At 59.7% G+C, this 23,236-nt stretch carries 17 protein-coding genes; 11 read left to right on the forward strand and 6 right to left on the reverse strand.

The genetic code is table 11. The features are described from left to right. The first annotated feature begins 2 nt into the window (after positions 1-2). The 11 genes from PJK54_RS01775 (at position 3) to PJK54_RS01825 (ending at position 13,934) form a co-directional block, all read left to right on the forward strand. Positions 3-1,034 (forward strand): LacI family DNA-binding transcriptional regulator, encoded by a 1,032-nt coding sequence (locus tag PJK54_RS01775; RefSeq protein ID WP_271302083.1) that lies wholly within the window; start codon positions 3-5, stop codon positions 1,032-1,034. 315 nt (positions 1,035-1,349) lie between these two features. Beyond that, positions 1,350-2,576 (forward strand): Gfo/Idh/MocA family protein, encoded by a 1,227-nt coding sequence (locus PJK54_RS01780; RefSeq protein WP_271302084.1) that lies wholly within the window; start codon positions 1,350-1,352, stop codon positions 2,574-2,576. Positions 2,577-2,706: 130 nt separating this feature from the next. After that, on the forward strand, positions 2,707-4,434 hold the full coding sequence (araD, locus tag PJK54_RS01785) for an L-arabinonate dehydratase (protein WP_271302085.1): 1,728 nt from the start codon (positions 2,707-2,709) through the stop codon (positions 4,432-4,434). Between the two features lie 107 nt (positions 4,435-4,541). Continuing rightward, positions 4,542-5,498, forward strand: a complete 957-nt coding sequence (locus PJK54_RS01790; protein ID WP_271302086.1) for an SMP-30/gluconolactonase/LRE family protein — start codon at positions 4,542-4,544, stop codon at positions 5,496-5,498. Between the two features lie 48 nt (positions 5,499-5,546). Next, positions 5,547-6,329 carry an HpcH/HpaI aldolase family protein gene (locus PJK54_RS01795; protein ID WP_271302087.1) on the forward strand — a complete coding sequence of 261 codons (783 nt, stop codon included), beginning with the start codon at positions 5,547-5,549 and terminating at the stop codon, positions 6,327-6,329. A gap of 55 nt (positions 6,330-6,384) precedes the next feature. Beyond that, complete coding sequence (locus PJK54_RS01800; protein WP_084208925.1) at positions 6,385-7,149, forward strand: SDR family NAD(P)-dependent oxidoreductase; 765 nt, start codon at positions 6,385-6,387, stop codon at positions 7,147-7,149. A gap of 338 nt (positions 7,150-7,487) precedes the next feature. Further along, positions 7,488-9,338 (forward strand): 3D-(3,5/4)-trihydroxycyclohexane-1,2-dione acylhydrolase (decyclizing), encoded by a 1,851-nt coding sequence (gene iolD, locus PJK54_RS01805; protein ID WP_271302088.1) that lies wholly within the window; start codon positions 7,488-7,490, stop codon positions 9,336-9,338. Between the two features lie 124 nt (positions 9,339-9,462). After that, a complete protein-coding gene (locus tag PJK54_RS01810; RefSeq protein ID WP_271302089.1) occupies positions 9,463-10,665 on the forward strand; it encodes a Gfo/Idh/MocA family protein in 1,203 nt (400 codons plus the stop codon). A gap of 92 nt (positions 10,666-10,757) precedes the next feature. After that, positions 10,758-11,714 carry a sugar phosphate isomerase/epimerase gene (locus PJK54_RS01815; protein WP_258038180.1) on the forward strand — a complete coding sequence of 319 codons (957 nt, stop codon included), beginning with the start codon at positions 10,758-10,760 and terminating at the stop codon, positions 11,712-11,714. 164 nt (positions 11,715-11,878) lie between these two features. Next, complete coding sequence (locus tag PJK54_RS01820; RefSeq protein ID WP_271302090.1) at positions 11,879-13,378, forward strand: sugar porter family MFS transporter; 1,500 nt, start codon at positions 11,879-11,881, stop codon at positions 13,376-13,378. A gap of 160 nt (positions 13,379-13,538) precedes the next feature. Continuing rightward, a complete protein-coding gene (locus tag PJK54_RS01825) occupies positions 13,539-13,934 on the forward strand; it encodes a VOC family protein (RefSeq protein ID WP_271302091.1) in 396 nt (131 codons plus the stop codon). A gap of 194 nt (positions 13,935-14,128) precedes the next feature. Here the strand turns inward: PJK54_RS01825 and PJK54_RS01830 are convergent, their stop codons facing one another. The 6 genes from PJK54_RS01830 to PJK54_RS01855 form a co-directional block, all read right to left on the reverse strand. After that, a complete protein-coding gene (locus tag PJK54_RS01830) occupies positions 14,129-15,583 on the reverse strand; it encodes a sugar porter family MFS transporter (RefSeq protein WP_271302092.1) in 1,455 nt (484 codons plus the stop codon). Positions 15,584-15,731: 148 nt separating this feature from the next. Next, positions 15,732-16,574 carry a sugar phosphate isomerase/epimerase family protein gene (locus PJK54_RS01835; RefSeq protein ID WP_271302093.1) on the reverse strand — a complete coding sequence of 281 codons (843 nt, stop codon included), beginning with the start codon at positions 16,572-16,574 and terminating at the stop codon, positions 15,732-15,734. A 100-nt stretch (positions 16,575-16,674) separates the two neighbouring features. Continuing rightward, positions 16,675-18,177 (reverse strand): CoA-acylating methylmalonate-semialdehyde dehydrogenase, encoded by a 1,503-nt coding sequence (locus PJK54_RS01840; RefSeq protein WP_216061561.1) that lies wholly within the window; start codon positions 18,175-18,177, stop codon positions 16,675-16,677. Between the two features lie 89 nt (positions 18,178-18,266). Next, positions 18,267-19,172 (reverse strand): myo-inosose-2 dehydratase, encoded by a 906-nt coding sequence (iolE, locus tag PJK54_RS01845; protein ID WP_271302094.1) that lies wholly within the window; start codon positions 19,170-19,172, stop codon positions 18,267-18,269. A 120-nt stretch (positions 19,173-19,292) separates the two neighbouring features. Continuing rightward, positions 19,293-21,170, reverse strand: coding sequence for a 3D-(3,5/4)-trihydroxycyclohexane-1,2-dione acylhydrolase (decyclizing) (gene iolD, locus PJK54_RS01850; RefSeq protein WP_271302095.1), 1,878 nt, complete (start codon positions 21,168-21,170; stop codon positions 19,293-19,295). Further along, positions 21,167-23,158 (reverse strand): bifunctional 5-dehydro-2-deoxygluconokinase/5-dehydro-2-deoxyphosphogluconate aldolase, encoded by a 1,992-nt coding sequence (locus PJK54_RS01855; RefSeq protein WP_271302096.1) that lies wholly within the window; start codon positions 23,156-23,158, stop codon positions 21,167-21,169. Before PJK54_RS01855 ends, iolD (PJK54_RS01850) begins: the two co-directional genes overlap by 4 nt. Positions 23,159-23,236 lie beyond the last annotated feature (78 nt).

Here is a 23,236-nt window from a genome sequence, read left to right on the forward strand (position 1 = left end):
GCATGAAGAAGTCTGAGGACATATCCTCATCCAAGCGCGTCACCATCACTGAAGTTGCCAAGGAGGCCAACGTCTCGATTGCGGCGGTCTCTCGGGCAATGAATCCTGAAGGCAGCAGCTCCCCCGAGATGCGTAGCCGGATCCTGGCGGTAGCCGAGAGAATGGGGTACAAGCCGAATCGTCTGGCACGAGGCATAAAGTCGCAATCCAGCCTGATCGGGATTCTCGTGACCAATTTCGAGAACCCTGTCTACCTGGCGATTCTCAGCGAATTTTCTGCTGCGATTCAGCGGCATAACTGCCACACCTTGTTGATTAACGTGAATACCGAGAAAAGTATCTCGGAGGCTGTCTCGTTGGTGATGGAATATCATGTCGATGCTTTGATCGTTACTTCTGCTTCAGTGCCGCCGGAGTTGGTCGAGGCCTGTGCGAAGCAGAATACGCCTGTGGCCATATTCGGGCGTGATGGAGAAGACTCCGGCGCCTGCGTGGTGACCTGTGACGATATCGAAATGGGGCGCATGGCAGCAGATCATCTCATTGATCTCGGTTATCGACGGCTGGCCTATGTGGGGGCGTCGACCAAGGAGCAGGCCACGCTGGATAGAAAGCGTGGATTCATCGAGCGTCTGGAGCAGCGCGGTCTGACCTTGCATGGCGTGGGAGAAGGGCATCGCCACAGCTACGATGCGGGCTATGAAGCCACCTGTGAATTGTTCGCAGAGGCGGAGGTCATTCCTGATAGCATCTTCTACTTTGATGACATCATGGCATGTGGCGGTATGGACGCCATACGTCATGAGTTCTCGCACCGCATACCACAGGATATCGGTATCGTCGGGGTGGATGACATTCGCTTTGCCTCAAGCAAATCCTATGATCTGACGACGATCTGCCAGCCATTCACGGAAATGGTCAACAAGACGGTGTCGTTGTTATTCGCGCGCATCAAGCAGGGTGGTATGGCGCCCAGTCGGGTCATCATGCCGTGTCAGATCACGCAACGCGGGTCGACCCAGCATGTCGGCTGAGACCCACTCTTGACGAAACCTGTTCTGGATACGTCTCACTCTGGATGAAGCTTCAGAAGATTCTCTCTGGACGTCGCGTCTGTCTTCCAGCGCTTGCACAGCGGCTACATCTTCCAGGTGCTATGCGCTGAACCCCATCGGATTACCTGGTTTTCTCCCATCTCGTCCCTTGGTCTAAATGGCTTTGAAAACATTTTCAAAGCCAGTTTGGCTGCGCTAGGCTGCTCTGTATACCGCGCACCGATGCCAAGAGGTTCACGACAGTAGTGCGCGAGAAAACAACAATGCCATTCATGCCTGAAGCCGGGATGCACCATGACTCAACCGACCACAATCGCTTGCGCCGAACGCCTCCAGACCCAGTCTCATGACGAGACTCCACAGATATTGCGTCTGGGGATGATAGGAGGCGGTGTCCAGTCCTTCATCGGACAGGTCCATCGTGCGGCGGCGCAGATGGATGGGCGGTACCGCATCGTGGCAGGGGCACTGTCCTCAAATCCTGAGCGCGCACGCCAGCAGGCGGAGCAACTCAACATCGCACGTGGTTACGGCGATGGTGAGTCATTGCTGCGCGAGGAAGCCGCTCGCGAAGATGGGGCTGAGGTCATCGCCATTCTCACGCCCAACGACAGTCACTTCGCCCTGGCCAAATTGGCTCTGGAGCTGGGGTTTCATGTCGTCTGTGAAAAGCCGCTGGTCAATGATCCGGCTCAGGCACGAGAGCTTGAAGTGATCGCCGAGCGGGCAGGACTGCGCTTCTGCATGGCCTATGGCTATACCGGCTATCCGATGGTGCGTCAGGCACGCGCCATGATCGAGAACGGGGAGTTGGGCGAGATTCGTCAGCTGCAATGTGACTACGTCCAGGGGCATTTGGCGAGCCTGACGGATGCCGAGAAGGCGGGGCATGACTGGCACATGGATCCGGCCATCGCGGGAGAATCGATGATTCTCAATGACATCGCGACCCATGCCTTCCATATGCTCGAGTATGTTTCCGGACTTGAGACAAGTGAATTGAGTGCCGATGTCACGGCCAGCGTGGCCGGACGTGACGCTCACGATAACGCCAACGTATTGTTGCGCTATGACAATGGCGCCCGTGGATTGATGTGGATTACCCAGGCGGCGGCCGGCGCAGAACATGGCCTTGGCTTCCGGATCTTTGGCAGTCTCGGCGGCCTTGAGTGGCACCAGGAAACCCCCAATCAACTCCTGTTCCGACGGCTCGATGGCGCCCCTGTGCTGCTCTCCAAGGGAGCGGCCGGCCTGCATGATGCCTCCACGCGTATCTCGCGAGTGGCCTTTGGACATCCCGAGGGTTATCGCGAAGCCTTTTCCTCGCTGTACAGCGATCTTCATGAAGACATCACGGCCAGCCAGCAGGGCATACCTGTCGATCCGCTTTCTCTCTGGTATCCCGACATCCGTAGCGGGGTCCGCGGTGTCGAATTCGCCGCTACCGCGCTCAATTCCAGTCGGCGCAATGGTGACTGGGTGTCTCTGCCCTCACGGCGGGACAGTCAATTGGCGCGCTGATTCGATTGTTCCATTGAGATAGCCAACGCCACTTCATTCAGGAATGACGCAATGACGGGTTGCCCTCGCGGCAGCCGGTGCGGGTTCTGCTACGCCATTGTTCGGTCAATCATGTTGCAAGGAGTACGGGATGAACAGGAAAGGGGTCGACGATCTGCGCAGTAATCGCTGGTTCAAGCAGGATGATCTGCGCTCTTTCGGGCATCGCTCTCGCGTCAAGCAGATGGGGTATTGGGGAGAGGAGTTCGTCGGCAAGCCGGTGATCGCGATCATCAATACCTGGAATGACCTGAATACCTGCCATTCCCACTTCCCTGAGCGGGTCAAGGATATCAAGCGTGGCATCACGGCGGCGGGGGGCTTTGCTGTCGAATTGCCTGCCATGTCACTGGGTGAGCAATTGATGAAGCCCAGCGCCATGATGTATCGCAACATGTTGGCCATGGAAGTCGAGGAACTGCTGCGCAGCTACCCCGTGGATGGTGCTGTGGTCATGGGCGGGTGTGACAAGACCACGCCGGGCGTACTTATGGGCGCTATTTCCATGAATCTACCGACCATCTATGTGCCGGCCGGCGCCATGCTGCGTGGCAATTACCGTGGTCAGGTATTGGGAAGCGGTACGGATGTCTGGAAGTACTGGGATGAACGGCGTATCGGCAACGTCAGTCAGAGTGATTGGAACGAGATCGAGAACGGTATTGCCCGCTCTCCGGGCACCTGCATGACCATGGGCACGGCCGCGACACTGATGTCGATCGGGGAATCGCTGGGCATGAGCCTGCCGGGGGCCTCGAGCATTCCCGCGGTAGACGCCAATCACAACCGGATGTGCTACGCCAGCGGTAAGCGAGCGGTGGAAATGGTCTGGGAAGATCTCAAGCCGACCGATGTCATGAGCGAGGCATCCTTTGATAACGCGATTGCCGTCGACATGGCGATCGGTGGCTCGACCAACGCCATCATCCACATCGTGGCCATGGCGCGGCGTCTCGGAATCACGCTGCCGATGGAGCGCTTCAACGAGATATCGCGTCGTGTACCGCTGGTGCTGAACCTCAAGCCTTCCGGCGAATATCTGATGGAAGATTTCTTCTATGCCGGAGGGCTTCCGGCCTTGATGACGAACATCGGCAGTGAGCTGAAGCTCTCCGCCATGACCGTGACCGGCCGTACCCTGGGCGACAACATCGAGGGTGCCAAGGTCTGGCGCTCAGAAGTCATTCTCCCGCTGGACAGTCCGGTCAATGTCTCGGGCGGGACTGCCGTGCTGACCGGCAGCCTGGCGCCGAAGGGCGCCATCATCAAGCCGACCGCGGCGGACCCTCGCCTGCATGTCCATCAAGGGCCTGCCTATGTGTTCGAGAACATCGCCGACCTCAAGGCACGTATCGATGATGAGGACCTCCCGGTCACGGCCGACAGCATCATCGTGCTCAAGAATGGCGGGCCGGTGGGCGGCCCCGGCATGCCGGAATGGGGCATGATGCCGATTCCGGCCAAGCTCCTGAAACAAGGCGTGCGCGACATGCTGCGGATCTCCGACTCGCGCATGAGCGGCACCAGCTACGGGAGCTGCATTCTGCATGTGGCGCCGGAAGCCGCCGTCGGTGGGCCGCTGGCCATCGTTCAGACCGGTGACATCATCGCGGTCGATGTCCCCAATCGTCGGCTGGATCTGATGGTCGACGAAGAGGAGATCCAGCGTCGACTGGCGGATTGGCAGCCGCCCAGGGATCGGCACCCTCATGGCTATGCCTCTCTCTACAAGGCACATGTCACCCAGGCGGACGAGGGCTGTGACTTCGACTTTGCCAATGGTGCGCCTGGCAGTACCCCTGAACCCGATATCTATTGAGCGTCGCTGCGTGAAGCAGGGAGATGAGGTTGAGGGTATCGGAGCTAAGGTCGGGAAGGTGTGCGCCCACGCAGGTGCCATGGCCATCGTCGACGGGAGTCCAGAAAATGGCGGAAATCGAACTGCTGATAGAAACCCGGGCGGAGTTGGGGGAATCCCCGGTCTGGGATGCCAGTCGCAACAGCCTGTTCTGGGCAGACCTTTATGCCCCGGCGATCGAGCGCTACTGCCTGAGTGATGGCAAGCGAGAGCGTCGCGTGCTGCCTGAGACGCTGGGGGCTTTCGGGCGCTGTGTCGATGGGCGTCTGATCGTTGCCATGCGCTCGGGAATCCATCTGCTCGATTTCGCGTCTGGTGCATTGGAGTTCCTGGCCTGCCCACCCGAAGAGCCGTTGGCTGGCACGCGCTTCAATGACGGCAAGGTCGCGCCGAATGGACACTTCGTGATCGGCACCATGGATGAGGCGAGTCGTTCACGGCCGCTGGGGCATTTTTATGATGTCGCTCCCACTGGACAAACCCAACGGCTGCAGTCAGGCCTCATCGTCGCCAATGGCCTGGCCTGGAGCGCTGATGGACAGCGCATGCTTTTTGCGGATACGCGACGCGACACCATCCATGTCGCGGACTACTGCCCGGAAAGTGGTGTCATGGGCACACCGCGTGTATTCGCCGAGACCCAGCCTGCACTGCACGGCCGCCCCGATGGCGGAGCGATGGATATGGCGGGAGGCTACTGGAGTGCAGGCGTCTTTGGCGGAGTACTCAATTACTGGGATGCCGAGGGACGTCTGGCGCGCCAGGTCCCCCTGCCATGTCCCGGCCCGACCATGCCGTGCTTCGGCGGGGCCGATATGACAACGCTTTACGTGACCACCTTGCGCAAGGGCATGAGCCCTGAGGCGCTGGCCGCGGCCCCCTTGTCCGGCAGCGTCTTCGCGCTGGAGGTCGAGGTACCGGGCGTCCCCGTCGCCGCCTTTGCCTCTCGCTCTCCAGCATCACCCGACATGCCGAGTGGGGGACGCTCCCCCTCTCGGGTCACGATTCGTGAGCCTCATGAGTGACCTGTCCCTTGTGACTGCCACCATTGATGAACTTCAGAGGGAGATCCCATGCGCCTCAATCGTCTTAAGCAACGCATTGCCCAAAAGGAGGGCGTGGTGAATGGCTGGCTCTCCATGCCGTGTGCCTTCTCGGCAGAGATCATGGCCCATCAGGGCTGGGACAGCCTGACCATCGACCTGCAGCACGGAGTGATCGATTACAGCGATCTGCTGCCGATGCTGACGGCCATCTCCACCACTGACACCGTTCCGCTGGTGCGGGTGCCGAGCCTGGAACCCGGTTTGATCATGAAGGTGCTGGATGCCGGTGCCTATGGAGTGATTGCTCCCTTGATCAACAACGCGGAAGACGCCCGGGCACTGGTGGCTGCCTGTCGTTATCCCCCGCTGGGAATGCGCAGCTTCGGCCCTCATCGCGCCATGCTGTATGGCGGTGCGGATTATGCCCGTCATGCCAACGACGAGATGCTGGTGCTGGGCATGATCGAGACCCGCGAAGGCGTGGCGAACCTCGAGGAAATTCTCGCTGTCGAGGGGCTGGATGGCCTCTATATCGGTCCCGCGGATCTGGCGCTCTCTCATGGCCATGCTCCGGGGTTCGATCACGGGGATGGCCCGATGGATGCCTTGATCGGTCAGCTCATCGAGCGGGCTCGTCTGCATGACAAGATCGTCGGTATCCACAATGGGGGGGCTGCGCATGCGAAGCGAATGCTGGCACGTGGCTGTGACCTCGTCACCGTCGGGTCAGATACTCGTCTGCTGATGGCAGGGGCCCGCGAGTTGTTGAGTGCCATGGAGCGCGAGACGGATCACCGCGAAGGGTATTGATCGAGGCGTGCGTTACCTGCAAGTCACGAACCCGCGATAGGAGAGGAGAGCCAACATGAGTCAATTTGCACGTTATCCGAGTCTTGAGGGGCGACATGTCTTCATCAGTGGAGGCGCGAGTGGCATTGGCGCCACGCTGGTCGAGCATTTCTGCAAGCAACAGGCCTGTGTGAGCTTTGTCGATATCGATGATGCGGCAGGCGAAGCGCTGGCGGAGCAGCTCTCAGGCACAGGTGGGAAGGTACGCTATCAGCATTGTGACGTGACCGATATTACACAGCTTCGTGCTGTGATCTGTACTGCCGCTGATGAGTTCGGGACGATTGAAGTACTGATCAACAATGCGGCTCGGGATACGCGTGTGCCTTTGTCGGAGTTGGATGTCGAGACATGGGACAACCTGCAGGCTACCAACCTGCGACATGTAGTCTTCGCAAGCCAGGCGGTGTTTGCTGGCATGCAGGCAGCGGGCGGCGGATCGATCATCAACTTCAGCTCTCCCAGTTTCTTGCGGCGTTCGCGTGATATCACGGGCTACTCGAGCGCCAAGGCCGCTACCATCGGCCTGACGCGGACACTGTCGCGTGACATGGGAGACGCCGGAATTCGCGTAAATACGGTCTTGCCGGGATGGGTCATCACCGAGCGCCAGAAAGCCTTGTGGTGGGACCCGGAGCTTGAGCGCCAGGTGCTGGAAAATCAGAGTCTGCATCAACGTGTGCAGCCGGAAGACGTCGCACGGATGGTGCTGTTTCTGGCCGCGGACGATAGCCGGATGATCACCGCGCAAACCTATATCGTGGATGGTGGACTGGTCTAAATGGGCTGGTCTAAATGGGCTATGTCGTGGGGAAGAGGGCCGGGAAAAGGTGACGTTGCTGATACGCCTCTCGATAGGTGAAACATGTCTTTTCTGCCTGTCGGATAGGCCACTTCAATCATGCATGAATGACCTTATTGAACTTTGATCCAAGGCGGGGCCTTTTTTTTGAAATTTGGGTGAAAACGTTTTCAAGCACTGCTAGTGTCTTTTCAAACGGTGAAGAATTCAGCGCTGACCATCATTTTGCTGCGTCATGATCACTGAGCTTCAGGTGCCGATTTTTCGACCTGAATGCACACAATAAAACAACGCCATATGCTCGTCGGGAGAGAGGAATGAAAACGATAAAATTGACCGTCTCCGAAGCCATCGCCAGATATCTGGCGGCGCAGAAGATCGACATCGACGGTAAGGTCGAGACCTTGTTCGGTTGCGGGTTCGCCATCTTTGGCCACGGTAACGTGACCTGTCTGGGGCAGCAGCTGCACAACATCCAGGACACGATCCCGATCTGGCGCGGCCAGAATGAGCAGTCCATGGCGGTTGCCGCCGTTGCCTACGCCAAGGCCAACAAGCGCCAGCGAATCGGGGTCGCCAGCACCTCCATCGGGCCGGGTGCCACCAACATGATCACGGCGGCGGGTATTGCGCACACCAACCGCCTTCCGTTGCTGATGTTCGCCGGCGATGCCCATGTCTCACGCCTGCCAGACCCGGTGCTGCAGCAGGTCGAGCATGCCCATCAGCCCAGCCTGAGCGTCAATGATGCCTTCAAGCCCGTCACTCGCTATTGGGATCGCATCACTCATCCCGCACAGATCATGCAGTCCTTGCCGACAGCGATCGCGACGCTGACGGATCCCGCCAATTGCGGCCCGGTCATGATTTCATTGCCACAGGATATTCAGGGCGTTGCCTATGAATATCCAGAGGAACTCTTCGAAGAATGTATCCATCATATTCGTCGTCCGGAAGCCGATACGCGTGCTGTACAGGATGCCATTTCCCTGCTGGAAAAGGCGGAGAATCCGCTGATTATCGCTGGCGGTGGCGTTCATTATTCCGAAGCCAATCAGTTGCTGGCGGAGTTTGCTCAGCGTCGCAATATCCCGGTGGTTGAGACCATCGCAGGGCGTTCTTCCCTTCTGCAATCTCACCCCTGCAATATAGGCCCCATCGGCGTGACCGGCTCGAATTCCGCCAATGCCATGGCAGCGGAATGTGATGTGCTGGTAGCCATCGGCACACGTCTGCAGGACTTCACCACTGGGTCCTGGTCGGTATTTCGCAATCCGGCGCTGAAGATCGTGTCCGTCAATGTGGCGCATATGGATGCCATCAAGCATCGCGCCCTGGCGGTCATCGGCGATGCTCGACACACGCTGGCGCGCCTTGATTCAGGGTTGGGTGAATGGCAGGCGGATCAGCGCTGGCTGGAAAAAGGTCAGGCCGAAGTCGCCGAGTGGAAATCCCTGTGCGCCAACCGCGGGGAGATCGTGGCGGGGCAGATGGCGTCCTACGCTCAGGTCATTGCCAGCGTCAATGCGGTGCAGGAGCCCGGTGATACCGTGCTGACCGCGGCGGGTGGCCTGCCGGCAGAGCTGAACATGAACTGGCAGAGCAAGCAGCTTGGCAAGTTCGACATCGAGTTCGGCTTCTCCTGCATGGGTTACGAAGTGGCCGGCGGCTGGGGTGCCAAGATCGCCAACCCCGACAACGAAGTCGTGGTCCTGGTCGGCGACGGCTCCTACATGATGATGAATTCCGATATCTATAGCTCGGTACTGACTGGCCACAAGATGATCGTTGTCGTCTGTGATAACGCTGGTTTCGCGGTCATCAACAAGCTGCAGAACAACAGCGGCAATCCTTCCTTCAACAACATGCTGGCCGATTGTCGTAGCCAGGCCGACGAGCTGGTACGCGTCGACTTCCTCCAGCATGCCCAGTCGCAAGGTGCCTATGGTGAGCATCTGAGTGACATCAGTGATTTTCGGGCCGCTTACCAGCGCGCCAAGGAAAGCCCACGCACCTACGTCATCGTGGTGGATATCGATTCCACCAAGTGGTCTTCCTGTGACTGCTGGTGGGATGTGGGGCTACCGGAAGTCGTCCGCGAGGACGTGGATCAAGCGCAGGTGGCCGCCATGAATGCCGGTCGTGTCCATCAGCGCCGCGGTCTCTGATTCTGCGGGGTTTTGATTCTGCGTGAGTCGTGAGGCCCGGCGCACGCAGCAACGGGCTTCATGAACACCTTTGCAATGACAACGCCAATTATCAGCACCCATGCATTTGCCAGGAGAATCCCTGATGTTCAATGAAGAACACAATCTCGCGCCGCTGCGCTGGGCCATGGTCGGTGGTGGCCGTGGCAGTGAAATCGGTCATGCCCACCGCGCCGCCGCGCATCGCGATGGACTCTTTCGACTGGTCGCCGGTGCCTTCGATCTCGACGCGGAACGCGGGCGTGAATTCGGTACCAACCTGGGACTGGACCCGGAGCGTTGCTACCCGGATTACGCCAGCCTCTTCGAGGCCGAAGCTGCCCGCGACGATGGCATTCAAGCCGTCAGCATCGCCACACCTAACAGTACCCACCATGCCATCAGCCTGGCAGCGCTCAAGGCTGGCCTGCATGTGATCTGTGAAAAGCCGGTGACCTTCACGGTTACCGAGGCAGAGGAGCTCAAGGCTGAAGCACAGGCGCGCGGTCTGGTCTTCGGTGTCATGTATGGCTACAGCGGCTATCAGATGCTTCACCAGGCCCGCGCCATGGTGCAGTCGGGTGAGCTGGGGCAGGTGCGCATGGTCAACATGCAATTTGCCCATGGCTTCCATAGCCAGCCGGTCGAACAGGTCAGCAGTGGCGCCAAGTGGCGCACCAGTCCTGCCGTTTCCGGGCCGACCTATGTGCTGGGGGATCTCGGGACGCACATCTTCTATGCCGGCCAGTTCATCACCGGACTCAAGGTCGAACGCCTGATGTGCCACCGCCAGAGCTTCGTGGCCTCGCGGGCGCCGCTGGAAGACAACGCCCAGGTGTTGCTCCAGTACCAGAACGGCGCGGTGGGGTCACTGTGGGCTAGTGCGGTGAATGCGGGCTCCATGCATCAACAGAAGATTCGTGTGGTGGGAGAGAAGGCCAGTATCGAATGGTGGGATGAATATCCCAACCAGCTGCGCTACGAGGTCCAGGGCGAACCGGTACGGATTCTGGAACGTGGCATGGGCTATCTGGCCGAGGGCGACAACGCCGTGAACAGCAATCGCATCGGCGGCGGCCACGCGGAAGGCTTCTTCGAATCCTGGGCCAATGTCTATCACCGTTATGCACTCGCTATGCAGGGCGCTGAAGCACGACGTAACGGCACAGGCACTCAACACCTTGGCCTGTCGGAGCAGGAGCTGGAGTCTCTCTGGTTCCCCAATATCGATGCAGGCATCGAAGGCGTGCGGTTGCTGGAGTGCTGTGTGGAATCCTCTGACAACGAGAATCGCTGGGTCGCGTTCTGATCTGACTGCGACATCAGGAGCGCCTCATGTCGGTTCCACCGCTGCCACTCGGTCGGCACCCGATGTGAGGCCTCGTTTCCACGTCACTGACGATGGTCATCCCGAAAGACAACGACAACGCCAAGAAGAAGGACATCATCATGCACATCAAGCTTTCCAACGCACCGTGTTCCTGGGGTATCGAGTTTGCCGACAACCCCGCCAATCCCAGCTGGCAGACCGTGCTCGACGAAATCGCCGGTGCTGGTTTCAAGGCGACGGAGCTTGGCCCACTCAATTACCTGCCGACCGAGCAGGCAGCACTGGCGTCCGCGTTGGACAGCCGAGGGCTCGAACTGATCGCCGGTACCATCTTCAAGCATCTGCATGACGCGTCACGTCGTCAGGAAATCCTGGATTACACCCGTGCGACCTGTGAGGTACTCAAGCCTCAGCAGGGCAACTACATGGTCATCATCGACCATGTCAGCTCGCCACGTACCGATGAAGCCGGTCAGCAGGAAACCGCGACCCGGCTCGATGATGCGCAGTGGAACGAGATGATGGTCACTATCCGGCAGGTGGCGGAAATCTGTCAGGAATATGCGGTCACACCGGTGCTTCATCCGCATGCCGGCACCTACATCGAGTATCGCGATGAAGTGGACCGTGCGATGGCTGAACTGGATGCTGATCTGGTCAAGTTGTGCATCGATACCGGGCACTGCACCTATGCGGGCATCAATCCGGCCGAGCTGATTCGCACCTATGGCGAGCGCGTCGCCTATATCCACTTCAAGGATATTCAGGCGCCAGTACTCGAAAGCGTGGTGAAGGACGGCATCGACTTCTATACCGCCATCGGCCAGGGCGTGTTCTGCCCGCTGGGCCAGGGCTGTGTCGACTTTGACGCGGTCCGCGAGAGCCTGGAATCCATCGGCTATCAAGGCTGGATCACCGTCGAGCAGGACGTGGACCCGACCAAGGACAACAGCGCGCTGGAAAATGCCCGCGAAAGTCGTGAATTCATTGAACGCAGCATTCTTGAAAAGGGCCTGGCGGAAGCCTGATCCGCATGAAGCCCTGTCGTCATCACGCCAGAAGACGGCAGGGCACGGAAGGTACAGCAATGACTTGTCTCGATAGCGTGGTGCGTCAGATGCCACGAGCACTCGAGCCACATCTGCCTCAGCAGTTCTCGTAATACTATAACAATCGATCACGAGAGGTCGTCATGCCCACTTCGCACCCCGATAGCGATACTCCTACAGAATCAGCCAATCCCGCCTCATCCAGTCATCAAGAAAAGCTGACGCCGGCGCAGCTTGTCTTCTTGATCAAGATCATTCTGGTGGCCGCCCTCGGTGGCCTGCTGTTCGGTTATGACACCGGCGTCATCTCTGGGGCCATCGGTCCCATCGCGCAATATTTCGACCTGTCTGCCGCCGAGAAGGGCTGGGCAGTCTCCTCCGTCGTCATCGGCTGTATTGGTGGCGCACTTATCGCCGGACGGTTGTCCATTGCCTATGGGCGCAAGGCCGTCTTCATGCTGTCAGCATTGATGTTTACTGCATCAGCACTGGGCTCTGGTCTGGCGAGCACCTTTGATGCCTACATCTGGTGGCGCATTCTGGGTGGACTGGCGGTCGGGATGGCCAGCGTCATGGCACCGATGTACATCTCTGAGATGTCTCCGGGCTATATGCGCGGTCGCACCGTCAGCCTGTTTCAGCAGTCCGTGGTCTTTGGTCAGATGGTGGTGTTCTTCGTGAACTACTTCATCGCCAAGGGCATGGCGGAAACCTGGATTCTGAATCACGGTTGGCGCTGGATGTTGGGATCTGAAGCAATCATTTCCCTCCTGTTCGCCGTGCTGATTCCCTTCGTTCCCGAATCTCCGCGTTGGTTGGTGCTGAAAGGGCGCCTGGACGATGCCCGCCGCGTCTTGGCGCGTTTCTATCATGGTGATGCCATTGAACGCACGCTGGGCGAGATCCAGAAATCCTTCCAGCACAACGAGAACAAGCGCCATGCATCTCTGCGTACCAAGGGGATGCTAGGGCTGGTGGCCATCGGAGTCTTCATCGCGGCTGCTCAGCAACTGACCGGCATCAATGTGGTGATGTACTACGCTCCGGATGTGTTGTCCGCTGTCACTTCCAGCAATGAAGATGCTCTGTTCCAGACCTCCATCATGGGGGTGACCTTCGTCGCCGGTAATCTGCTGGGCATGCTGCTGATCGACAAGGTTGGCCGTCGTCCGCTGTTGATTGCGGGGAGTCTGGGCAGCATCGTCGGCATGACCTTCCTCGGCGTCGTGATCGGCAATGGCGAACCGGGCATCAGCGCCTTGATCGCCCTGATCGTCTATGTCGTCTCGTTTGCCATCTCCTGGGGGTGTGTCTGCTGGACACTGGTCTCCGAGATATTTCCCAATGCGATTCGCGCACGCGCGATGTCACTGGCTGTCGCCGCACAGTGGTTGCTCGGCTTCATCGTCACCCAGACCTTCCCGATGATGCGCCAGAGCGACTTCCTCAATGAGCTGGTCGGTGGCGGTTTTAGCTTCTGGCTCTATGCGGTGCTGACCTTCCTCAGTCTGCTGATCGTGCTGCGTTACGTACCGGAAACCAAGGGCAAGACCCTGGAAGAGCTGGAAGACATCACCGGGACTCGTCTCAGCAAGCGTCGTCGCCGGTTGGCGCGTCAAGGTTTGCCGCTGACAACGGAGTAACTCAGCAGCGCTCAAGGCTTTCCATCACTCTGTCGCGCGACGCTCCCGCTGGCAATCTTCATGTGCCGGCGGGAGCGTATTCTTGTGAAAGCGACATCGTCCTGCCTTGTCATCGGTGGCATGCTCAAGAGACCCCGAGCTGCTTCCAGAGGACACAGGGATGAAGCATAACGTCGCACGGCATGGCCTGATATTGAATACAGAGCGGTTCGATGAGTGTGTCGCGTTCTACCAGGGCCTTTTTGAACTGCCGCCTCTTTTCAGCAAGGAAGATGGCGGTTTCAGGCTGACCTGCCTGGCCTATGGAGACGGATATTTGATGATCGAGCAGGGCGGAAGGGCGATTGAGGGAGGCAAGAGTCCCGAGCAAGGTAGCGCCAAGCTGCGCTTCAATGTCAGCGACATCGAAAAGGCCTTGGCGGAGGTCAGGGCATGGGGGATCGATGCCGAGATCGAAGAGACGCCCTGGGGGAGGACGATCCATCTGCATGACCCGGATGGTAATCGCGTAGGGATTCGAGATGAGGCCGGATTCGTGGGGCAGATGGCGTATTGAGCGCATGTGCAATGCCAGGAGGGTGCCCTGTGCTGTGCTGCTGAATTTTCCTCACCCGGGATCCCTACAGGAAAGCTCCTTGCCAAGGCCACGTGATCAGGTGGTCGGCAAGGAGCTCATGGGGCATGCAACTTATGTGTCATTGGGCTCATGGGGCATGACGCCCAGACGGCGCTGGGCGTCACCAATGGCCGTCAGCTGCTCAAGCTCGTGCTGGCAAGCGCCCGCCGACGTTTGCTGAGGCGAGTGCCTGTGATGTTCTCAAGCTCTTCCAGGGTCTTGCCCTTGGTTTCCGGCACATAGCGCAATACCACCAGCAGGCTCATCAGCGTCAGCACGGCATAGAGCCAGAAGCTGAAACCGCTGCCAAACAGGTGGTTGAGCCAGTCACTCTCGCGCAGCATCGGGAAGGTCTGTGTGACCATGAAACCCGCGAACCATTGGCCAGCCACGGCCAGCGCCATGGCGCGTCCACGAATCGCGTTGGGGAAGATTTCTGACAACAGTGTCCAGCAGACACAGCCCCAGGAAATGGCGAAGGACACCACGTAGACGATCAGCGCAAACAGTGCTCCATAGCCTACTGCATCTCGCCCGATGATGATGCCCAATGCACACATGCCGATCATGCTGCCGATACTGCCGGCAATCAGCAGTGGGCGACGTCCGACCTTGTCGATCAACAACATCCCCAGCAGGTTGCCGCCTACGAAGGTGACACCCATGATCGAGGTCTGCAGCAGGGCATCCTCACTGCTGGCGGTCACCGAGGACAATACGTCCGGCGCGTAGTACATAACGACATTGATGCCGGTCAGTTGCTGGGCACTGGCGATGAAGACACCGAGTATCACCAGCCCCAGCAGGCCGCGCTCACGTAGACTGATGAGATTGTCACGCGAGGAGTCACGATAGGAAGTGATGATGCTGTTGAGTGTCTGGTCCAGGTCTTCGGCAGGAGTGAAGCGGCTCAGTATGTTGCGGGCTTGCTCGGGACGACCTCTCAGCACCAGCCAGCGTGGCGATTCTGGAATGAAGAACAGCAATGCGCCGAACAGCAAGGCGGGCAGGGCTTCGGACCCGAGCATCCAGCGCCAGCCATGGTCGATCATCCAGTGTTCAGCCATGCCCTTGGCAATGAAGTAGTTCACGAAGAACACCACCATCTGTCCGAAGACGATTGACTGCTGGAACAGGCTGACGGTACGACCTCGCAGATGCCCGGGGGACATTTCAGAGATGTACATCGGCGCGACCACACTGGCCAGTCCCACCGCCATCCCGCCGATGATGCGCCACAGGGTGTAATAGTGGAAATCAGTCGCCGTGGCAGAGCCGATGGCGGAGAGCAGGAACAAGATGGCGGCAATCAGGAAGGCCTTGCGTCGGCCGAATCGGATGGAGATCCAGCCGGCGCTGATGGCCCCTGCGATACAGCCGATGACGACGGAGGACACCGCCCAGCCTTTTTCCGCGGGTGTCAGTTGGAAATATTCAGCGATGGGGCCGATGGCTCCGGAGATGACGCCGGTGTCATAACCGAAGAGCAACCCGCCTAGAGTGGCGATCAGCGTGATGCGTATCAGATAGCCGAGTTGCTGACGTGACAGGGAATGTCCGGCCCTGTCGGGCGAGAGCTTGGCAGTCATGTGAAATCTCCAGCGTTGGGACGTGAAGGCGTCCCGCGCAGATGGCAACAGACAGACGAGTGGGTTGGCGTGACTCGCTGCCCGCGATGTTGTTATGCCCATGCAGGTGATGAGGTATCACTCCATGGGAGGTAAGGCGCCTGAAAGCTCAGGCCGGTACGTCAAGCGCGAAATGCTGGCGAAGCGCCGAGACACTGCGTGACAACTGATCTTCCAGTGTTGTCAGATAATCGCCTGTCTTGACTGGCGTGAAGGGGTCAGGACCCATGGCCGGTGCCTCGACGATGATTGGGCCGTCATAGTGCATGGCACGTAGCTGGGTGAATTGATCCGCCAGCTGACTATGCCCCTGACCGATACCGCCGCGATTGGAGTCGGCGACGTGATAAAGCCCCAGGTGATCGCCAGTCTCGGCCAGCGCCCGCACGGGGTCAGGCTCTTCGATATTCATGTGGTAGGCATCCAGCAATACCTTGAGCTGGGGAGAACCGATGTCCTGGATAAGCCTGCGACACTGGGCTGCAGTGTTGATGAGGTGGGATTCGTAGCGATTGAGAACTTCGAAGACGAGCGGCACCTCGCGACTTGCTGCATGGTCACACAGTGGAGTGAGCACTTCGACGAGGTGGCGGTATTCGCTGTCTTGATCACTGCCATCTGCGGGACGGATTCGCCCCACGAGTCCGTGCAGTGAGACTCGCGCGCCGCCGATCGCCTGGGCAAAGTCGATCAGCTGTCGATAGTAGGTCTCGGCAGCCTCGCGATCCGACGCGTCGGGGGAGGCGGGATCGCAATCTCCCGGCGTGAGTGAGAACACTTCCAGCCCATGCGTCTGGCAAAGGGAGCGGATCATATCTGGTGTGAAGGCGTCGAGATCGCCATGCAGTTCCACCCCGTCAAATCCCAGGCGTGCGGTCCGCGCGAAGATATCCTCGATCGGCAGTGGGCCGAAGGTCCAGGTACAGACACCCACTTTCATGTTGTGCGTCATGACATGCCTCCATGGCGGTCATGTGCCTTGCCGGACAGGCAAGGCGCAATGAAAAGCGGTCGGGCATGACGCTGTCATGCCCGACCCTGCGAGTGGTGGATCAGAGTGTCGGCATGGTGAAGTGGCTAGCTTCACTGCGCAGACCATCAGGCCAGCGGGTGGTGACGGCTTTCATGCGGGTATAGAAGCGCACGCCATCCGGGCCATGCATGTGAAGCGGGCCAAAGAGAGAGCGCTTCCAGCCGCCAAAGCTGTGGAATGCCATCGGTACAGGGATCGGTACGTTCACGCCGACCATGCCGACCTGAATGCGAGTGGTGTATTGACGGGCAGCATCACCATCGCGAGTGAAGATGGCCGTGCCATTGCCATATTCGTGGGCATTGATGAGGGCAATCGCCTCGTCGAGTGACTCCTGGCGGACCAGACAGAGGACCGGCCCGAAGATTTCTTCGGCATAAATGCGCATGTCTGGGCGCACATGATCAAACAGGGTCGCGCCCACGAAATAACCGTTCTCGTGCCCAGGCACCGTGATGTCACGGCCATCCACGACCAGCTCCGCACCTTGCTCGACACCGCTGTCGATGAACTCGATGACCTTGTCGGCATGCACGCGTGAGATCAGTGGCCCCATGTCATTTTCCTGGCCTTCGACCTCACCCGGCCCCACCCGCAGAGTGGCCATGCGCTCGAGGATCTTGTCGCGCAGTCGCTCTGCGGTCTGCTCACCGATCGGGACTGCCACCGAGATGGCCATGCAGCGCTCACCAGCACTGCCGTACGCCGCCCCCATCAGGGCATCCGCTGCCTGATCCAGATCGGCATCCGGCATCACGACCATGTGATTCTTCGCCCCCCCCAGGGCCTGGACTCGCTTACCGTGTGCCGAGGCAGTGGAATAGATGTACTCGGCGATCGGAGTGGAGCCGACAAAGGAAACCGCTTCGACACGCTCATCGGTCAGCAGGACATCGACGGCTTCCTTGTCACCATTGACGACGTTGAACACGCCCGGCGGCAGGCCGGCTTCCGCCAGCAGTTCCGCCATGCGCAGCGGGGCAGAGGGATCTTTCTCGGACGGCTTCATGATGAAGGTATTCCCGGTGGCCAGGGCGATGGGGAACATCCACATCGGCACCATGGCCGGGAAATTGAAGGGAGCGATGCCCGCACACACACCCAGCGGTTGCATTAGAGAGTGGCTGTCCACCCCGGTGCCCACGTTCAGCGAGTGCTCGCCTTTCTGCAGGTGGGGCATGCCGCAGGCGAATTCGACGACTTCCATGCCGCGAGTCACCTCGCCAAGCGCATCCGAATGCACCTTGCCGTGCTCGCGGGAGATCAGCGTGGCGAGTTCGTCGCTGTGCTTTTCCAGCAGCGCCTTGAAGCGGAACAGGATGCGCGAGCGCTTGAGTGCCGAGGTGTTGGACCAGCCAGGAAAGGCGGTGCTGGCGGCAGCAATGGCGGAACGAGTTTCCTCGGCACTGGCCAGTGACACACTGGCGGACTGCTCGCCGGTGGCCGGGTTGTAGACTGGTGCGTTACGACCGCTATCGCCGGGTTGTGATTGGCCATTGATGAAGTGATGTAACTGTTGCATGAACGTGTCCTCGTGGAGAGTGGTGTATACGCAGACTCAAGAGATAATCAGCGTCGTGCGGGCTGTCTGTGCAGCCTGGTGGCTTGGAATCAGATGCGAATCAAGCCGGCCTCGCGTGCCAGGCGGGCCAAATTGTCATGACCGAGCGTTGCGTAGGTCAGCGGGTTGGCGACAGCAGGATCTTGCTCGGCTTCCACAACCAGCCAGCGATCATCGTGCTGACCATATCCTTGACGCTTCAGCTCGGTGAAAAGGGAGGTAAAGTCGACACCGCCGTCTCCCGGCACGGTGAAAACGCCATCCAGTACGGCATCCAGGAAGGACTTGTCACGGTTGATCGCGTTGTCCATCAGTGCCATGCGGATGTCCTTGCAATGGACGTGGGTAATACGGTTGCCATGCTTGCGTGCCACGGCGACGGGATCACCACCGGCATAGGTCAGGTGACCGGCATCCAGCAATAGCTTTACGTGCTGTGTTGAGGCCATTAGGCGGTCCACATCAGCTTCACTCTCGATGACGGTACCCATGTGATGGTGATAAGCCATTTCCACGCCTTGAGACGCCATCTCTTTCGCGACAGCATCCAGGCCGGTTGTTAATCGCGCCCAATCAGCATCATTCATGACGGGGCGGCGTGAGACGGGAGTGGCTTGGTCGCCATGTACACAACGGCTGACTTCGCAATACACCATGACGGTAGCGCCACACGCCTTGAGCAGCTGGAGGTGGTTGTTCAAGGCTTCCAGCTCTTCCTCGACGCTACGTTCCAGCAGGCGGCTTGAGTACCAGCCAGACACCAACGCCAGATCGTGAGCATCGAGCACCTGAGACAGAGCATCGGGCGTGCGCGGAAATTTGTTTCCTAGCTCGAAACCGGCAAAACCTGCCTGGCGGCCTTCGCTGAGACAGACTTCCAGCGGTGTGTCGGCACCGAGGCTTGGAAGGTCATCGTTGGTCCAGGTCAGCGGGTTGATGCCTAGGCGAATGCTCATGGCGGTATCCTTCTTCGAGATATTGAGAGTGCAGGGAGGCACTTTGGCCTCCGAGAGATGGCGTATCGTCCAGGCCGGCCAACTGATGTCGTAAGGGCGGTTGGCCGGCCCTGAAATGCGTCAGCGAGCTTGCTGGCGTTTGTGCGACAGATAGCCCTGATAGGCGTCACGGACTTCAGTACGTTCGCTGACTTCGGGAATGGCGACTTCCCACCAGTGCCCACCTTCCTGGGTAGAAGGCAATGGATCCGTGTCTAGCGCGATGACGTAGGTTGTCGATGAGGTCCGAGCACGCTCGAGCGCGGCCTCCAGTTCGCCAATCCCCGAGATCTGTTCGGCCTGGCAGCCCAGTGCACGAGCGTGCGCCGCAAAGTCCACCTTGGGGGCGCCTTCCGCAACGGTGCGACAGTCCTTGAGCAGGTTGTTGAAGCCGGCGCCGCCAGTCGCGTGTTGCAGGCGGTTGATGCAACCGAAGCCACGGTTGTCGAGGACCACCACGGTCAGCTTGTGGCCGAGCATCACGGAGGTGGCAAGCTCAGAGTTGAGCATCAGGTAGCTGCCATCGCCGACTACGACCACGATGTCCCGCTCCGGGCGTGCCATCTTGACGCCCATCCCGCCGGCCAGTTCATAGCCCATGCATGAGAATCCGTACTCGACGTGATAACTGCCGGGGACACTGGCCGCCCATAGCTTATGAAGTTCACCTGGCAAGCCGCCGGCAGCACAGACCACCGTGGTGTCATCTGTCGCTTGACGATTCACGGCCCCGAGCACCTGGGCATCGGTTGGCAGCGCGAGCCCCTGATCAGCCATCACGCTCTCGCGGACCGCTTCCCATTCCTGCTTGAGCCCGGATTGGCGTTGCACCCAGCTGTCTGGTGCGGCCCAGTCACCCAGCCCTGCCGTCAAGGCCTCAAGTCCCCGCAGGGCATCGCACTGCAGTTGCTGTGCGCCATGCTTGGCGGCATCGAAGCGACCGACATTGAGGCTGATGAGTGTCTGGCCGGCGGCTTCAAAGAGCGTCCGAGAGCCGCTGGTGAAATCCTGAAGTCGTGATCCGATGGCCATGATGACGTCGGCTTCACGTGCCAGCTGGTTGGCGCTGGCCGCGCCGGTGACACCGATGGCGCCCATGTTGCGAGCATGGCCCCAGGGCAGGGCGCCCTTGCCAGCCTGTGTCTCGACCACTGGAATGCCGTGTTGCTGGGCAAAGGTGGCGAGGGCCTCACACGCCTCGCTGTAATGCACGCCGCCCCCGGCAATCAGCAGTGGCCGCTTGGCTGTGCGCAGTGTGTCCAGGGCTGCCACCAGCTCTTCCTGAGCGACGGGAGCGCGACGGATGTGATGCACCCGACGGGTGAAGAAGTCTTCCGGCCATTCGAAGGCAAGCGTCTGGACATCCTGTGGCAGACACAGGGTGGCAGGGCCGCAGTCCACGGGGTCCAGCAGCGTGGCCAGCGCTTGAGGCAGACTGGTCAGCAATTGTTCCGGTCGCGTGATGCGGTCGAAAAAGCGTGACACGGGGCGGAAGCAGTCATTGACGCTCAGGCCCGGGTCATTGAAGTGCTCGACCTGTTGGAGCACCGGATCCGGTGCGCGGCTGGCGAAGGTATCGCCGGGCAGGAACAGCACCGGTAACCGATTGACATGAGCAAGCCCTGCCGACGTCACCATGTTGGTGGCACCAGGCCCGATGGACGAGGTACACGCCATGATGCGACGGCGATTGTTGGCCTTGGCGTAGGCAATGGCCGCATTGGCCATGCCTTGTTCGTTGTGGGCGCGATAGGTGGGGAAATCATCGCCCGCGGCGTGCAAGGCCTCGCCGAGACCCGCCACGTTGCCGTGGCCGAAGATGGCAAAGCAGCCACCGAACAAAGGGACTTCCTGTCCACGCTGTTCGATATATTGCTGGCTCAGGTAGCGCACCAGTGCCTGAGCGACGGTCAGGCGCACGGTACCCGACGCTGCCGCCGAGTGAGAAACAGAGCTCATTGCAGGACTCCTTCTGCGAGCGTGGGAGCAGAATGGGCATCCTCTGCGTTGCAATAGGCATCACGCAGTGACTGCCAATGGGTAATCAAGTCGAGATAGTTGTCAGCGGCCTGACGAATCAGGGTCGCATCGTCAATGCTGCCTGACAGCCAGGCCTGGCTGGGAGCGGTGAACAAGGTGCGTCCGACGGTGAATCCCTTGCAGATCGGGAAGCGTGCTGCCTGCTCGAAACCGCGTTTGACCTCGTCGATCGGCGCATCAAGCCCCAGCAGTACGACACCATGACACCAGGCGTCGCGAGTGCTGATGATTTGGCTGACGCGTTCCCAACCTTGCGTCGTCAGAGCGGGCAGTTTCCACCAGTCCGGGCGAATGCCGAGGTTGTAGAGACGCTCCAGGCTACGTGGAACGGTGGTCTCATCACAGGCGGGTGCATCTGCCTGACGTGGCGGAATGACTTCGATGAGCAACTCATGCCCCGAAATGCAGCAGGCGTCATACAGCTGGCGCAGGCGGGCTTCCTGATCGAGGCGCAGTGTGGCCTCATCATCCGGGTGATAGAACACGAGGCACTTCACGATGTGGTGGCGCGGCCAGCGTCGCAACTGGCTACCGATGTCATCACCATGCTGGAAGCGCAAAGGCCGTGAGCTGGGGAGCTCGACCGGACGGCCGACCCACCAGTCCAGCTCTGCCGTGTCATTGAGCGCATCCTGCCCCAGGACATCATCACAGAGAATGGCAGGGCGCTGGATACCGGCCTGTTGTGCTGCGCTGCGGGTAGCCTCAACCAGTAATTGCTTGAGGCGTGGCAGGCGCTCGGGGTCGCCTTCGACATCGCGTGCCATGTCCAGGAATTGACGACGGTGATCGAATGCCAGCCCCAGCACGCTGTCCCAGTGCGCTACACGACGAGTGGTGACGCGATGCAGATGAGTCAGGTGGTCATCAAGATCCGGGCGTGGCACGGACTCGCGGCGGCTGAGGTAATCGAACAGTTCCGCTTCCGTGGGCATGGCAGGTGCACATCCGTGCCGAGATACGACCAACGCGCCGCAGGCGTTGGCGTAATGGCCACACGTTTCCCAGCTTTCATCGCGCAGGTAGCCGCGCAGGAAACCGCTCATGAAGGCATCACCGGCACCGAGTACGTTCATGACCTCGACCTTGACGCCCTCGACCAGGATGCCGTCTTCCAGATGTCGTGGAATGTCGCCCTCGAAGATGACGCAGCCGCGCGCCCCTATCTTGCACACGAGCACGGCATCGCTGTGACGGCGAACCTCGCGCAGCGCGTCCAGCGTGTCAGTGCTGTTGCCCGCGATATGAAACTCTTCTTCCGTGCCGACGATCAGGTCGAAGTCTCCCAGCCAACGGGCCATGTGCTGACTGACACTCTCGTCCGCGACAAAGCGCGTCTCGCCATCCCCGATGCTGGTCAGCCCCCAGAGTACGGGGCGATAGTCGATATCCAACACGCGCTTCACGCCAGCCTCGCGTGCGGCATCCAGCGCCTTGCGGGCGGCACGTTGGGTGCGGGGAGTGGAAAGGTGCGTACCAGTGATCGCCAGGGCACGGGCTCGAGCGATGAACGCCGGGTCCACATCATCTTCATCAATGGCCATGTCGGCACAGTCGTTGCGCACGAAGAGCAGCGGGAACTGATCCTTGTCCTTGATGCCCAGAAGCACCAGCCCGGTCAGACGTTCGGGATCGTGTTTGAGGTGGCTGACATCACAGCCGACGGAAGCGAGCTCTTCGCGCAGGAACTCCCCCATCTGCTCGTTGCCAACACGACCCAGCATTGAGGAATTTAGCCCAAGGCGTGCCGTGCCATATGCCATGTTACCGGAGCTCCCGCCCAGGTATTTCTTGAAACTGGTGGCGTCTTCGAGACGCGCGCCGATCTGTTCCGCATAGAGGTCAACGGCGACGCGGCCGAGGCAAATGACATCCAGATCCGGTGTGTGAGATGAGTGGCGCGTCATGAGCATATCCCTTAATGGGCCGGTGTTACCCGGCATTGACAATTATCGGTGTAGATCTAGATGACGGGCAGTCCCGGG

This window comes from Cobetia sp. MMG027 (genome assembly GCF_027947415.1).
Lineage (GTDB): Bacteria > Pseudomonadota > Gammaproteobacteria > Pseudomonadales > Halomonadaceae > Cobetia > Cobetia marina.